This is a genomic window from Burkholderia sp. S-53 (assembly GCF_025560745.1).
Classification (GTDB): Bacteria; Pseudomonadota; Gammaproteobacteria; order Burkholderiales; family Burkholderiaceae; genus Burkholderia; species Burkholderia pyrrocinia.
On the sequence record NZ_CP090484.1, the window covers coordinates 381,043 to 394,701 of the forward strand.

General features: G+C 68.8%; 13 protein-coding genes. 2 read left to right on the forward strand and 11 right to left on the reverse strand.

Annotated elements, in window-relative coordinates; translation table 11 throughout:
* The 11 genes from LXM88_RS23885 to LXM88_RS23935 all read right to left on the reverse strand — a co-directional run bounded on the left by LXM88_RS23885 (nucleotide 1) and on the right by LXM88_RS23935 (nucleotide 11,421).
* Complete coding sequence (locus tag LXM88_RS23885; protein ID WP_262544915.1) at nucleotides 1-897, reverse strand: VOC family protein; 897 nt, start codon at nucleotides 895-897, stop codon at nucleotides 1-3.
* A 268-nt stretch (nucleotides 898-1,165) separates the two neighbouring features.
* Complete coding sequence (locus LXM88_RS23890) at nucleotides 1,166-1,582, reverse strand: type II toxin-antitoxin system VapC family toxin (protein WP_262544916.1); 417 nt, start codon at nucleotides 1,580-1,582, stop codon at nucleotides 1,166-1,168.
* Complete coding sequence (locus tag LXM88_RS23895; RefSeq protein WP_262544917.1) at nucleotides 1,569-1,805, reverse strand: FitA-like ribbon-helix-helix domain-containing protein; 237 nt, start codon at nucleotides 1,803-1,805, stop codon at nucleotides 1,569-1,571. The genes LXM88_RS23890 and LXM88_RS23895 overlap by 14 nt, the downstream gene beginning before the upstream one ends.
* Before the next feature lie 1,076 nt (nucleotides 1,806-2,881).
* Entirely contained in the window at nucleotides 2,882-3,655 is a 774-nt protein-coding gene (locus LXM88_RS23900) for an SDR family NAD(P)-dependent oxidoreductase (protein ID WP_262544918.1), read from the reverse strand.
* A 32-nt stretch (nucleotides 3,656-3,687) separates the two neighbouring features.
* Entirely contained in the window at nucleotides 3,688-5,274 is a 1,587-nt protein-coding gene (locus LXM88_RS23905; protein ID WP_318654714.1) for a FadD3 family acyl-CoA ligase, read from the reverse strand.
* Between the two features lie 41 nt (nucleotides 5,275-5,315).
* Nucleotides 5,316-6,359 (reverse strand): ferredoxin--NADP reductase, encoded by a 1,044-nt coding sequence (locus tag LXM88_RS23910; RefSeq protein ID WP_262544919.1) that lies wholly within the window; start codon nucleotides 6,357-6,359, stop codon nucleotides 5,316-5,318.
* Nucleotides 6,360-6,369: 10 nt separating this feature from the next.
* Complete coding sequence (locus LXM88_RS23915) at nucleotides 6,370-6,597, reverse strand: hypothetical protein (RefSeq protein ID WP_262544921.1); 228 nt, start codon at nucleotides 6,595-6,597, stop codon at nucleotides 6,370-6,372.
* A gap of 39 nt (nucleotides 6,598-6,636) precedes the next feature.
* A complete protein-coding gene (locus LXM88_RS23920) occupies nucleotides 6,637-7,155 on the reverse strand; it encodes a flavin reductase family protein (RefSeq protein ID WP_262544922.1) in 519 nt (172 codons plus the stop codon).
* Entirely contained in the window at nucleotides 7,155-8,912 is a 1,758-nt protein-coding gene (locus tag LXM88_RS23925) for an FAD-dependent oxidoreductase (RefSeq protein ID WP_262544923.1), read from the reverse strand. Before LXM88_RS23925 ends, LXM88_RS23920 begins: the two co-directional genes overlap by 1 nt.
* Before the next feature lie 10 nt (nucleotides 8,913-8,922).
* Entirely contained in the window at nucleotides 8,923-10,116 is a 1,194-nt protein-coding gene (locus LXM88_RS23930; protein ID WP_262544924.1) for an acyl-CoA dehydrogenase family protein, read from the reverse strand.
* A gap of 165 nt (nucleotides 10,117-10,281) precedes the next feature.
* Entirely contained in the window at nucleotides 10,282-11,421 is a 1,140-nt protein-coding gene (locus LXM88_RS23935) for an LLM class flavin-dependent oxidoreductase (protein ID WP_129515035.1), read from the reverse strand.
* A gap of 260 nt (nucleotides 11,422-11,681) precedes the next feature.
* Between LXM88_RS23935 and LXM88_RS23940 the strand changes: the two genes are divergently transcribed.
* Together LXM88_RS23940 and LXM88_RS23945 are read left to right on the forward strand one after the other, a co-directional pair.
* A complete protein-coding gene (locus LXM88_RS23940) occupies nucleotides 11,682-12,032 on the forward strand; it encodes a VOC family protein (protein WP_262544926.1) in 351 nt (116 codons plus the stop codon).
* 232 nt (nucleotides 12,033-12,264) lie between these two features.
* Nucleotides 12,265-13,653, forward strand: a complete 1,389-nt coding sequence (locus LXM88_RS23945; RefSeq protein ID WP_262544928.1) for a DHA2 family efflux MFS transporter permease subunit — start codon at nucleotides 12,265-12,267, stop codon at nucleotides 13,651-13,653.
* The last annotated feature ends 6 nt before the right edge of the window (nucleotides 13,654-13,659 follow it).

Consider the following 13,659-nt stretch of genomic DNA (forward strand, 5'->3'; position numbering starts at 1 on the left):
TTACCGGTATCCGATGCTGAAATCGTGGCCCCACTGGCTCACCTTGGTGGCCTCGAATACCGCGTGCTTCGACCAGTCGACCGTAAGGCCGCCGAAGCCGTATTCGAGATCGAAGCCGCCGGGGGTCTTCATGTAGAAAGAGATCATCTGGTCGTTGCAGTGCCGGCCGAGCGTCGCGGACATCTTCACGTCGTGCGCGGCGACGCGATCGAGCGCGCGGCCGACTTCGTCCATCGAGTCGACTTCGGCCATCACGTGCACGCAGCCCGACGGCACGGCCATCTCGAACAGCGCGAGGCTGTGATGGCGTGCGTTGCGGCAGTGCATGAAATGGATGCGCTTTTCGGGTTCGGCCGGATCGGCCGTGAACTTCACCCGAAAGATGTCGGACAGCTCGAAGCCGAGCACGCCGCGCACGAATGCGTCGGTCGCGTCGAACTGCGGCGCGGGCAGCACCGCGTGGCCGAGCCCCATGTCGCCGGTGACGAAACGCGCGACGCCCAGCGGCGACACGAACCGGCGGAAGTCGCAGCGCGCGCCCCAGTACAGTTCGTGGCGGTTGCCGGACGGATCGGTGCACCACGCCATCGCCTGCACGCGGCGCAGCTCGGCTTCGGCGGGCGTCGCGCGGATCGGCTCGACGCCTGCTCGCTGCAGCGCCGCAAACGCGGCGTCGAACGCTGCGCCGTCGGGCAGCTCCCAGCCCGACGCGAAATAGCGGTCGGTCGTACCGGGGACGATCACGTAGCGGAAATCGCGCTCGTCCATCTTCAGGTACAGCGCGCCGTCGGGCGCGTCGAGCGCCTGCATGCCCAGCACGTCTTCCGCGTAGCGGCGCCACGCATCGACGCGCGTCGCCTCGACGACGACATAGCCAAGCGCACGGACATCGATCATGTCGGCCTCCTCCTGGTTCAGAATCCGTTGTTCGTGAAAGGATTCTGGCCGGTCGGGGGTGGTGTTACATCGTCTGTTGGGACGAGAGGACGGGCGGGAAAAGGCGGGGGTTGCGGTGCGGGGGGTGTGCCGGAGGGGGATTCGTTGGCGGCGGGTGACATGCGCCGGTCGTGTCGCGCACGATCACGGGAGCCGGCGTGGCGCCTGAGCCGGCTCGCCAGCCGCCGCCCGCATCGTCTGCGCGCGACGGCTGACCGCCGCGGCTACGCTAGTCGAACGGGTTCAGCAGCCGGACACCGGTGCGAGCGAAATCGTCGACATTGCGCGTGACGACCGTAAGATCGTTGATCAGCGCAGTGGCCGCGATCAGTTTGTCGAGTTCGTGCGTCGGATCGGGCACACGCAAATGCCCCCACATCTGGCTGATCTCGATATCGACCGGCAGGAGGTTCGGCGCATAGCCGGACAGGATCGTCGCCATCCAAGCCTCGAGCGCCGACGCCTGGCGGTGATCGCCGCGATGACGGATCAGGTCGACGCCGCGCCGAAGTTCGGCCACTGTCACAACGGACAGGTAAAGCGGGCTCGCGTCGGCCTCGGCCTGCCTGAAGAACGCTCGCACGCCGCGGTTGGTTCGCTTGCCCTTCCTGATTTCGCTGATGACGTTCGTATCAATCAAAAACACGCCTGACCTCGCCGGAATCCTGAACACGTTGGAAATCCGTGTCTTCGCCAACATCGGGCATGCTCATCAGCACTTGCGCGAATGTCCTTCGCTTCGGCCGGCCGAGCGCATCGGCCAGAATGGCCCGATGTTCGGCCTCGGCACTCCTGCCATTTGCCGCAGCCTGCTCGCGCAGGCTCTGAACGAGAATGTCATCCACGTTACGCACCAGAAGATTTGCCATAGGTCCCTCCATCCAGGTTGCTATCAATGATAGCGCCATGGCGGTGAATTGCAAGCATTGCAATCATCGCCATGCATGAACGGAAGACGGTGGTTGGCGTCGGCGAACGGCGGCGGCCGGCATGAATCTCTCCAGCTTCCGCCGCTCGCCCGACACGTCGAACTGCTGTCCGCAAGGTAAGGCGGATCGGAACGACGGAAAAGACGGCCGAATGGCTATTCGCTGATGGGCGGCACGCGTAGACCCGCGCAGGTGGCTTCATTCACCGCCTCCCGGTCGATCACGCAACGTAGCCTCCCCCGACATGTGCCGGGCGCGTCTCCCCGGACGCACGTGGCCTCCGTCGCGATGCGCGGTACGAACCCCGGCACGACATCCAGCAAGCAAGCGTGCTGTTCGACGGACCGGGAACGCGTTGCGCCGTGCGCATGACCGATACGACATGCGCGGCGCAGCGCCGCAACACACGGCGCCCGCGACCCGATCCGATTCCCCGTTTCCATCGATGTCGTTGCATGCCGCAGATGCGCTCGTCGTTCTGGCGAAATTCGTTCGCGCCAGCGGCACCGGGTCAACCGCAAAGCGCGTGCCATGCGGCGCAAACCGGAGCGGGAAAAGTGTCACCGCCGGGCACGGGCGGTCACGCGGGTCTCAATTGTGGGGAAATGTTTCAGGAACGTATCCGTACTCGGCGGGACACGCGGGAACACGCGATTTGATCCATCGCGCATCGAGATCGGGACGCATGCCGAACGAGGCTGGACAGCCGTCAGCGCGTGCAAGGCACCGTTGTGGTCAATCGAATCACGCGAACACGTTGAAGAAACGTTGCAAAAGTGTGACCTCGCACCTGGCGCACGCGATGCCGATACGCAATCGTGCGAGACGAGGCAGGATGAATACCGATGCGTGCGCATGCATCTTGTCCGTGTCGCGCACGGAAGCGATACGCGAGCCGATCGGCAAATCGGCCAACGTCGTCGACGGTCTGAAGAAGCGGGAAAAGCGGGCTATGTCAGCGACCAGGACAACCGGCACGCAAGCGCAATCGCCCAAACGTGCACTTCTACACGCCACTACAACCCGTAGCCGCCCGACACATTCAACTGCTGCCCCGTCACGTAATCCGCCCGGTCCGACGCCAGAAACACCGCCGCCCGCCCCACGTCGTGCGCCTTCCCCCAGCGCTTGAGCGCGAGCATCTTCTGCGTCTCGTCGATCCACGCCTGGTCGAACTGCCCCTGTTCGAGCAGCACCGGAAACATCCCGGCCTCGATCACGCCGACGAGGATCGAATTCGCGCGAATGTTATACCTGCCCTCCTCGCGCGCGAGCCCCTTCACCAGCGCCTCGTTCGCGGCCTTCGGCGCGACCGACAGCCCGTCGCGATCGGGCCAGCGCAGATGCCCGGCCGAACCGAGCGTCACGAACGACCCGCCGCCCGACGCACGGAAGTGCGGCAGCGCGGCTTTCGCCGCGACGAAGAAACCGATCGTCTCGACCTCGATCGCGCGGCGCCAGTCGTCGTGCGTCATGTCGCCGATGTGGCGCTGGTTCACGAACGGCCCGGCCGCCCAGACAACCGTATGCACGCGGCCATGCGCGGCGATCGCGGCCGCAAGCGCAGCGTCGACCTGCGCGGGATCGGTGACGTCCGCACGGTGCGTGGTGGCCGCCACGCCTTCACCGCGAATGTCGCGCGCGACACGCTCCGCCACGTCGGCCTTGCTGCGGTAGCCCACCGCAACCGGCACGCCGGCGCGCGCAAACTCGAGCGCGACGCCCTGCCCGATCCCGCCGCTGCCGCCGAACACCAGCACCGCGCCCTGCGGAAATCCGTTGTCGTTCATGCGTTCTTCCCGTTCGTGTATCGCGGCGGCGCTCAGGCCGCCGCTTCGGTCCCCGCGCGCAGCCGGTATTTCAGCACCTTCCCCGCCGCGCTCGTCGGCAGTTGCTCGACGAACGTGAAATGCCGCGGCACCTTGTAGTTCGCCATGTTGCGGCGCGCCCAGTCGTTCAGTTCGTCGGCATCTGCGTGCGCGCCCGGCCGCAGCACGACATACGCGTGCCCGACCTCGCCGAGCCGCGTGTCGGGCACGCCGACCAGCGCGACCTGCGCGATCGCCGGATGGGCAGCGAGCAGCCGCTCGATCTCCGCCGGATAGCAGTTGAAGCCGCCGACGATGAACATGTCCTTGATCCGGTCGGTGATCTTCAGGTTGCCGTTCGCATCGACGCAGCCGAGATCGCCGGTATGCAGCCAACCGTCCGCATCGACGGTCTCGCGCGTCGCGTCCGGCTGGTTGAAATAGCCGCGCATCACGTTGTAGCCGCGCACCCAGATCTCGCCGGTCTCGTCCGGCCCGAGCGGCGCGCCGCCCGGCCCTGCAATACGCAGCTCGACATCGGGCATCGGCCGGCCCGACGTACAGGCGACGGTCTCCGCGTCGTCGCCGTGCCGGCACAACGTCGCGAAGCCGCACGACTCGGTCAGCCCATAGCCGGTCAGCACCGTCTCGAAGCCGAGCTCGGTGCGCATCCGCTCGATCAGGCTCGGCGCGATCGCTGCCGCGCCCGTCACCGCGATCCGCAGCGACGACAGGTCGCGCGTCGCGCGATCGGGCGCGTCGAGCAGCGCGTAGTACAGCGTCGGCGGGCCGGGCAGCACCGACACACGGTCGTCGGCGACGCGCCGCAGCACGTCGGCCGGCTGGAACACCAGATGCGGCAGCACGGTCGCGCCGCTCGACAGCGCGGCGAGCCAGCCCGCCTTGTAGCCGAACGTGTGGAAGAACGGATTGACGATCAGGTAGCGGTCGTCGTGGCGCACGCCCGCGATCGCCGCCCACGCCTGCGCGGCGCGCAGGTTCTGGCCGTGCGCGGTCATCACGCCCTTCGGGCGGCCCGTCGTGCCGGACGTGAACATCAGGTCCATCACGGTGTCGGGCGTGACCTGTGCCTCACGATCGCGCACCGCGGCCAGCGGCACCGCCGCACCACGTGCGAGGAATGCGTTCCAGGTCTCGTCGCGCGCACCGGTGGGCGGTTCGCCGTCGAACACGACCACGCGCTCGAGCGTCGCGGGCCGGTGCGGCGCGAGCATCGCCGGATAGGATTCGCCGAGGAAGGTGCCGCAGCAGAACAGCAGCCGCGCGCCGCCGTCGTGCAGGATGCCGCCGACCTCCATCCCCTTCATCCGCGTATTGACCGGCACGAGGATCGCGCCGACGGTGTGGATCGCGAGCGCCGCGACGATCCATTGCGGCAGGTTCGGCGCCCAGACCGCGATCCGGTCGCCGGCGTCGATGCCGCTCGCAAGCAGCGAACGTGCCGCTTCGAGGCGCGCCGCGTCGAGTTCCGCGTAGGTCAGCCGGCCATGCTCCGACTCGATCGCCGGATGCGCGCCGTGGCGCGCGGCAGCCCGCGCGATCAGCGCGGGCGTGGTCAGGATTTCATTGTCCATCGTCATAGGCATCAGGGTTGCCGTGCGCGCCGCGGGCGCAGTACGGCTCAATCGGGAAACACCACGCGCAGCGCGTCGCTCGCGGGCCGCGCGCAACAGGCGAGCGTCCAGCCGGCCGCGATTTCGTCGGCGTCGAGCACGTGGTTGCTGTCGAGCGCGACCTCGCCGCGCTCGATCCGGCACATGCACGCGCCGCATTGCCCCATCCGGCAGGAATTCGGCGCCGGCACGCCCGCGCGCAGCATCGCGTCGAGCAGCGTTTCGCCGGGCACGCTGTCGAACGCGAACGCGTCGCCGTCGAGCACCGTCTCGATCGCCGCGCCGTCGCCGGATGCCGCCGTTACCGCGGCCGACGCCACCGTATCGGCCTGCGCCGGCGCATCGGGCAGCGACGCGAACCGCTCGACATGCACACGCGCACGCGGCAGCCCGAGGCCGAGCATCGCGGCCAGCGCGTTCTCCATGAACAGCGCGGGCCCGCAGATGAATGTCTCCTGCTGGCTGAACGGCCGCGCGAGCTCCTCGAGATGGCGCTGCTGCGGGATGCCCTGCACGCTGTCGAGCCAATGGATCACGCGCACGCGGCCCGGATGTCGCTGCGCGAGCTGCTGCAGTTCGTCGCGGAAAATCACCGAGCGTTCGTCGCGGTTCGCATAGATCAGCGTCAGCATCCCGCGTCCGTGCACGAGCGCCGATTTCACAATCGACAGCACGGGCGTGATGCCGCTGCCGCCCGCGAACAGCAGCAGGTCGCCGTCGAGCGAGCGCGGCGTGAACACGCCGGCCGGCGGCAGCACGTCGAGCGTGTCGCCCGCATGCACGCGGTCGCACAGCCAGTTCGACGCGCGGCCGTCGCGCACGCGCTTGACGGTGATCTTCGGCGCGGCGTCGATGCCCGGCGCGCTCGACAGCGAATAGCAGCGCGCGACGGTCGCGTCCGCGCACGGCACGTTCAGCGTCAGGAACTGCCCGGGCCGGTACGCGAATGCGTCGCGCAATGTTGCGGGGACATCGAATACGAACGAGCACGCGTCGTCGCTTTCGGAAATCACTTCGGCAACGGTCAGCCGGTGGAAGCGCGAATCGCTCATGGCCGGCTCCTCATGCTGCGCCGTCGATGTGCCAGGCGCCCGCGCCGCGGCCGGCATCACGCCCGGCGACGACCTGGGCTTCGTTCGACGCCAGCGCCGGCGCGACGCACGCGAACGCGTTCAGCACATGCGATGCAGCACTGCCAAGCGTACGCACGATCTCGCGCGCGGCCGACGCGTCGGCGTCGCGCCGGGTCTCGTCGACGTTCGCGGTGTTGCCGTTCAGTCTGCGTGTCATGGATCGTCTCTTGCGGATGCTGGAAAACTCGTGCGGCCGTCACGCAGCCACGCGATTCGCGGGCGCACCGGGCGTCGTATAGGCGCCGTCGAGGTAGACGAGCGGATCGACGTCGCCGCTCATCAGCACCTCGCGGATGCGCCCGATGAACACCGTATGCGTGCCGTATTCGAAGCGGCCGTCCTGCTCGCACACGAGGCTCGCCTGCGAGTCGCGCAGATACGGCACGCCGTGCGGCGACGTGTGCCAGTCGCCGGTCGTGAAGCGCGCTTCGCCCTTCAGGCGGCCGCTGCAGTCGATCGCGATGCCTTCGTGGCGCGCCGACAGCACGTTCACGCAGAACGGCGCGCCCGCATCGAGCGGCGGATACAGCGACGCGGTGCGGTTGATGCAGATCAGCAGCGACGGCGGATCGGTCGACAGCGAATCGACCGCCGTCGCGGACATCGAGTAGCGCCGGCCGTCGTGCGCGCTGCTGATGACCGTGACGGAGCGCGCGAGGCGGCGCATCGCGAGCAGCATGTCGGTGCGCAGCGGATGGGTGGTGAGATCGCTCATCATTGGACTCCGTCAAGTTCAGTCGTGGATGGCCGGGCTGGCCGGCCGCCGGCGTCGGCCGCCTGCGCGGCCAGGTGGTCGGCGGCGATGAAACCGAAGGTCATCGCCGGACCGAGCGTCGAGCCCGCGCCGGGGTAGCTCGCGCCCATCATCGATGCGCTGGTGTTGCCGATCGCATAGAGGCCGGCGATCGGCTCGCCGTCGGCGCGCAATACGCGGGCCAGCGCGTCGGTGACGAGCCCGCCCTTCGTGCCGATGTCGCCCGCGTCGATCCGCACCGCATAGAACGGCGCCTGGTCGACCGGCCCGAGGCACGGGTTCGGCGTGTTCCGCGGATCGCCGTAGTACGTGTCGAACGCGTTGTCGCCCTTGCCGAACGCTTCGTCGATGCCGGTGACCGCGTAACGCGCCATGTCGCGCAGCGTGTCGCGCAGGCCCGCCGCGTCGACGCCGATTCGCGCGGCAAGCGCGTCGATCGTGTCGGCCTTCACGAGCACGTCGCGAAACGCGTCCGGAATCCGCGAGTCGGGCATCATCGACGCCGGCATGATCGGCCCGCACGGATACTTGCGGCGAAAGCGCGCGTCGAACACCATCCACGCCGGCACGCTCGCGCCGGTGCGCGCATGGTCGCGATACATCGCGGGCACGAATTCGGAATACGGCGCGGCCTCGTTGACGAAGCGCTTGCCGAGACGATTGACGATCACGCAGCCCGGCAGGTTGCGTTCGACGAACAGCGCACGCTGCTTCTCCTCGCCGGCAACACCGACCGTCGGCGCGCCCCACACGTGCTCCATCAGCGCCAGCGCGCCGCCGAGCCGGTGGCCTTCGGCGATCGCATCGCCGGTGTTGGACGGCGGCGTCGCGCTCCACTGCGCCTGCGTCGGCTGCGGCAGGTAGCGTTCGCGCATCGGCTGGTTGCGTTCGAAGCCGCCCGCGCCGAGGATCACGCCGCGCCGCGCGACGATCGTCACGGGCTGCCCGAAACGCTGCGCGCGCACGCCCGTCACGCGGCCGTCCGCATCGAGCAGGTCGCGCATCGGCGTGTCGAGCCACACCGGCACGTTGCGCTCGAGCAGCGCGCGGCGCAGCCCGCCGATCAGCGCGTTGCCGAGCGTCAGGCGCCGGTCGCGCCGCGTGCGGCGGCGCATGCCGAGATCGAGCCAGTAGCGGCCGAACTGCGCGATCGCGAGCTTCATGAAGCCGGGCCCGCGCGAGAACAGCGTATGCGCCTCCTTCGACGTCACCGCCACGCGCCCGCCGATCAACGTGCCGGGCGACGGCGGCCGCAGCCGGTCGAACTCGTCGCCGAGCAGCCCGCCGTCGAACGGCAGCGGATCGAGCGCGCGATAACCCGGCATCGCACCCGGCACCTTCTGGTAATAGTCCGCGTACTTCGGCAGCGACTGGTAGCGCACGGGCGTCTTCGATTCCAGGTAGCGCAGCATCTCCGGCGCGTGGTCGAGATACGCGTCGAGCTTGTCGGGCGTCGACGCGCCGGCCACGCACGCATCGATGTAGCGGCGCGCGGCCTCGCGCGAATCGGTCGCGCCGAGCTCGGCGATATGGTGGTTGCACGGCACCCAGATGCCGCCGCCCGACACGGCCGACGTGCCGCCGTACAACGCCGTCTTCTCGATCACGACGACGGACAGGCCGCGGTCGGCCGCGCGGCACGCCGCGAGCAGCGCGCCCGCGCCCGAGCCGACGACCACGACGTCGAACACGTATTGCTGTGCTTGCGTGTCGTTCATCTCGGCCCCGTCAGATGAAGAAGTCCGTGTTCTCGCGGCCGAGCATCACGGCGCCGAGGTTCTGGCCGAAGCGGTCCACGTTGTTCGCGTAGTGCGCGCGGGCCGCATGCAGGTCGAGGAAGCGGCGCACCAGCGGATTGCGGTGATAGATGCCGTTGCCGCCCGCGTAGCGCAGCAGCGCGTTCGCGGCCTGCGCGCAGCGCTCGGCGACCTGCGCGGACTGGTAACGAAAATGCACGCGGCGCTCGATCGACACGGCCGGGCCGCCGGTCACCGACGCCATCAGTTCCGCGAAATTGCGCTTGAGCAGCACCTTCATCTCGTCGATCGCGACGGCCGCGTTCGCGCATGCGTTCTGCGCGCCCGGATCGTCGGTCGTCTTCGCGCCGCTGTTCGCGGACACGCGCGTCGCCGCATAGCCGGTGAAATCGTCGAGCGCGCCCTGCAGCGCGCCGATGCACGACGTGCACACCGCGCGCACGAAGATCTGCGCGAACGGCAGCTTGAACAGCGGCGCGTCGTTGACGGCCAGGCCGGGGCTCGTGCCCATCATCCCGTCGATTGCCTTGTGCGTGCGGTACGCGGGCACGAACACGTCGTCGACGACGATGTCGTGGCTGCCCGTCGCGCGCAGGCCGAGCACGTCCCAGTCCTGCTGGATCCGGTAGTCGGATTTCGGCAGCAGGAAGGTCCGGTATTCGGGCGGCTGGCCGGCAACGGCTGCCGGCACCAGCGCGCCGAGGAACACCCATTCGCACAGTTCGCTGCCGCTCGAGAACTTCCAGTGGCCCGACAAGCGGAACCCGCCGTCGACCGGCGTCACGCGGCCGACCGGCATGTAGGTCGACGCGATCAGCGTCGCCGGGTCGTTGCCCCACACATCCTGCTGCGCGCGCTCGTCGAACAGCGCGAGCTGCCAGTTGTGCACGCCGACGACGCCGTACACCCACGCGGTCGACATGCAGCCGCGCGCGAGCGCCATCTGGATGTCGAAGAAGGTCTGCGGATCGAGCTCGTAGCCGCCGTAGCGCTTCGGCTGCAGCACCTTGAAGAAGCCGGCGGCCTGCATGTCGGCGATCGTCTCGGCCGGGATGCGGCCCTGCGCTTCCGCCTGCGCGGCGCGGCCGGCCAGCGTCGGCGCCAGTGCCTCGGCCCGGGCGATCAGCGAGGCGGCCAGTGCGTTCGAATCGTTGTCGCGATGCACGAATGTCTCCTGTGAAACGGGACGTGCGCCGCGGCGCCTGCCCCGCTCTCGTTCATGGTTGTTCTGCGCGGCCTGGCCGCGGGCGATGCTCGCCACCGTCGATGGTCGGCGTCGCGCGGCCGCGCCGCATCGTCCGAAGGGACGACGGGCGCGGCCCGCCCCGCGTTACGCGCAGGCGCGCTCCTTCTCCTTGTTGAAGAACGGGATCACGTGCTCGCCGATGTTGCGGATCGTCTCCAGCTGCGCTTCGTGCGGCACCGTGCCCATCTGGCACAGGAACAGCACTTCGTCGACGCCGGCTTCCTGCAGGCGGCCGACATAGCCGATGCAGTCGTCCACCGTGCCGTACGCGTGGTTCGGGTTCATCATCGCGAGCGCCGGGTCGGCGAAGTTCACGACGACTTCTTCAGACGCGAAGCGCGAGCGGATCACCATCTCGCCGGTGTCGGCCTGCACGAGGTCGTCGCCCCACTTCGCCGGGTCCGGACGCTCGCCGCCCGTGTACCAGTACGCGAGCGATTCCATGAAGTAGCGCTGGCCGCGGATGCCGATCTTGCGGGCGGCCTGGCCGTCGGCCATCACGACCGTCGGGCACAGCGCCGCGAGGTGCTGGGTCGGGCGGAAGCCGACCTGGTCTTCCGGCTTGCGGTTCGCCCATGCTTCGCGATAGACCGCGTTCTTCTTCGCGACTTCGTCGGGCCCGCCGAAGCCGAGCACCAGCGCGCCCATCCCGCGCTGGCCCGCGCGCAGCAGCGCGTCGGTGTTGGTACATGCGAGGTACATCGGCGGGTGCGGATCCTGGAACGGCTTCGGGTGGATCGGGCGCTTCGGGATCTTGATGTACTTGCCGTCGTGCTCGATCTCGTCCTGCACGAACATCTTCGGCACGAGGTACATCGATTCGTCGATCATCGGCTGCAGTTCGTTGAGGTCGTAGCCGAACGCGCCGGCTTCCTGCTGGCTGCCGCCCTTGCCGACGCCGAAATGCACGCGGCCGCCCGACAGGATGTCGAGCAGCGCGACGCGCTCGGCGACCTTGATCGGGTGATTCATCGCCGGCGGCAGGCACACGACGCCATGGCCCAGGCCGATGCGCGTCGTACGGCCGGCCAGGTACGCAAGGAAGGTTTCCGGCGCGCTCATGTGCGCATAGTTGGTCAGCGACGTGTGCTCCACGCACCAGATCGTGTCGAAGCCGACCTGCTCGGCGAGCAACGCCTGTTCGACCGTCTCCTTGAACACCCGGTGGTCGCCCTCGCGCGACGCGTCGGTGGTCTGGGCTTCGTAGATAAGGGAAAACTTCATTGCGTGCGTCTCCATGTTTGTTGGACGAGTCGGGGTCGTGCGGCCCGCCCGCACGATACGGACGAATAGCGACGGTCCACGAATGGGAGTGTCGGCGCGCGGGCGGGCGCGGGCATCGTCTGTTTGGAGTAACGGCAGGCCTGCGGGGACAGAGGGGTTTCACGGTCATCCGATCGGACTGCGTGAGCGCGCGAACGGCGCGCTAGCATCGAACGGCGGCACGTTGCACGCCGCCCACATCAAGACAAGGGAGAACCGGGATGAAGGTATCGATGCTGCTGTATCCGGTCGACGACATCGACACGGCGTTGCCGCTGTTCGTCGACGGACTCGGCCTGAACGTGAAGTTCCGCGACGGCGACCGCTATTGCGCGCTCGACGGCGGCCCGCTGACGATCGCGCTGGTCGCCGGCGACGAGCAGATCGTCGAGCGCGCGGCGCTCACGCTGCGCGTCGACGAGGACGACGACCTGTATGCAGCGATGGCGCGGGTCGTGAAGGCCGGCGCGTCGGTGCGCGTGCCCGTGCAGGCCGGCCCGCACGAGTACCGCGCGGTGCTGGAGGACAGGAACGGCGCGCTGCTCGTGCTTTCGCAGAAACGGTCCGCATGACGGAGCGTGGTGCGCTTGCAGGATGCGGGCGCATCACGCGTGGCGGGTGCGCTACGCCGGACGGGATCGAGCATCGCGCATAGTCGTCGGCGTGGCCGATGGCAGCAAACGTCTTCAGGCAGCTTCCCGATGACCACCGGAATCGGTACCATCGAGTGCCTGAAGACCGGCAGGCGCCGTGCGACCGCGCACCGGCGCCGCCCGCGCCGGGCCTTCGCACCACCATTTCGCCATGTCCCGGGAACCCACACACTCCGCGCTGCTCTGGATCGTCGCCGCTGCATTCTTCATGCAGGCGCTCGACACGACGATCGTCAATACCGCCCTGCCTTCGATCGCGCAAAGCCTGCATGCGTCGCCGCTCGCGATGCAGCCCGTCGTGGTCGCCTACACGCTGATGATGGCGATGCTCACGCCGGCGTCCGGCTGGCTCGCCGACCGGTTCGGCACGCGCCGCGTGTTCTCGGTCGCCATTCTCGTGTTCGTGCTCGCGTCGATCGGCTGCGCGGCATCGCATACGCTCGGCCAGCTCGTCGTCGCGCGCGCCGTGCAGGGCATCGGCGGCTCGATGCTGCTGCCGATCGGGCGGCTCGCCGTGCTGCGCCGCGTGCCGGGCGAACAGTACGTCGCGGCGATCGCGTTCGTGTCGATCGCCGGCCAGCTCGGCCCGATCGTCGGGCCGACGCTCGGCGGCTGGCTCACGCAGGCGATTTCGTGGCACTGGGTGTTCATCGTCAACGTGCCGGTCGGCGTGGTCGGCTTCATCGCGGTGCAGCGCTACCTGCCGCACGACCAGGCGAAGCAGCCGCCGCCGTTCGACTTCGTCGGCTGTGCGCTGCTGTCGGTCGCGATGATCGCGCTGTCGCTCGCGATCGACCCGCCGATGCCCGCGCATCGCGCCGCCTGGGCGGCCGGGCTCGCCGTGCTGGGCCTGGCGAGCGCGCTCGCGTACCTGCCGCATGCGCGGCGGCGCGCGCAGCCGCTGTTCCGGCTCGGGCTGTTCCGCGAGCCGAACTTCGGTTCGGGGCTGCTCGGCAACCTGCTGTGCCGGATCGGCACGAGCGCGGTGCCGTTCATGCTGCCGCTGCTGATGCAGGTGCAGCTCGGCTATACGCCGCTGCAGTCGGGGCTGATGATGCTGCCGGCCGCGATCGCGGGCGTCATCGCGAAACGCTGGATCGCGCCGCTCGTGAAGCGCTTCGGCTACGCGACGTTTCTGGTCGTGAATACGGGAATCGTCGGCGGTGCGATCGCGGGGTTCGCGCTGGTGTCGGTACGGCCCGCGCCGGTGCTGGAGATCGTGCTGCTGGTCGTGTTCGGCGCGGCGAACTCGATGCAGTTCGCGGCGATGAACGGCGTGACGCTGAAGGGGCTGTCGCATGCCGACGCCGGCAGCGGCAACAGCCTGTTCACGATGATGCAGATGCTGGCGATGGGGCTCGGCGTGTCGATCGGCGGCGGGCTCGTCAACCTGTTCGCCGCGTGGTGGGGCTCGATGGGGCGCGGGTTCATGCTGTCGTTCGCGTGCATGGGCGCCGTCACGCTGCTGTCGTCCGTCGTGTTCCGGCGGATCGATACGGCCGCGCCGCCGGCTGGTGCGGCGGCGCGATCGTCCGCGTGAGCGCGG

What these genes read in the sequence shown, in the direction of transcription:
- LXM88_RS23935 (WP_129515035.1), bottom strand. Translation starts at nt 11,421, where the DNA reads ATGAAGTTTTCCCTTATCTACGAAGCCCAGACCACCGACGCGTCGCGC.
- LXM88_RS23910 (WP_262544919.1), bottom strand. Translation starts at nt 6,359, where the DNA reads ATGAGCGATTCGCGCTTCCACCGGCTGACCGTTGCCGAAGTGATTTCC.
- LXM88_RS23945 (WP_262544928.1), top strand. Translation starts at nt 12,265, where the DNA reads ATGTCCCGGGAACCCACACACTCCGCGCTGCTCTGGATCGTCGCCGCT.
- LXM88_RS23905 (WP_318654714.1), bottom strand. Translation starts at nt 5,274, where the DNA reads ATGACGATGGACAATGAAATCCTGACCACGCCCGCGCTGATCGCGCGG.
- LXM88_RS23940 (WP_262544926.1), top strand. Translation starts at nt 11,682, where the DNA reads ATGAAGGTATCGATGCTGCTGTATCCGGTCGACGACATCGACACGGCG.
- LXM88_RS23885 (WP_262544915.1), bottom strand. Translation starts at nt 897, where the DNA reads ATGATCGATGTCCGTGCGCTTGGCTATGTCGTCGTCGAGGCGACGCGC.
- LXM88_RS23915 (WP_262544921.1), bottom strand. Translation starts at nt 6,597, where the DNA reads ATGACACGCAGACTGAACGGCAACACCGCGAACGTCGACGAGACCCGG.
- LXM88_RS23925 (WP_262544923.1), bottom strand. Translation starts at nt 8,912, where the DNA reads ATGAACGACACGCAAGCACAGCAATACGTGTTCGACGTCGTGGTCGTC.
- LXM88_RS23920 (WP_262544922.1), bottom strand. Translation starts at nt 7,155, where the DNA reads ATGAGCGATCTCACCACCCATCCGCTGCGCACCGACATGCTGCTCGCG.
- LXM88_RS23900 (WP_262544918.1), bottom strand. Translation starts at nt 3,655, where the DNA reads ATGAACGACAACGGATTTCCGCAGGGCGCGGTGCTGGTGTTCGGCGGC.
- LXM88_RS23895 (WP_262544917.1), bottom strand. Translation starts at nt 1,805, where the DNA reads ATGGCAAATCTTCTGGTGCGTAACGTGGATGACATTCTCGTTCAGAGC.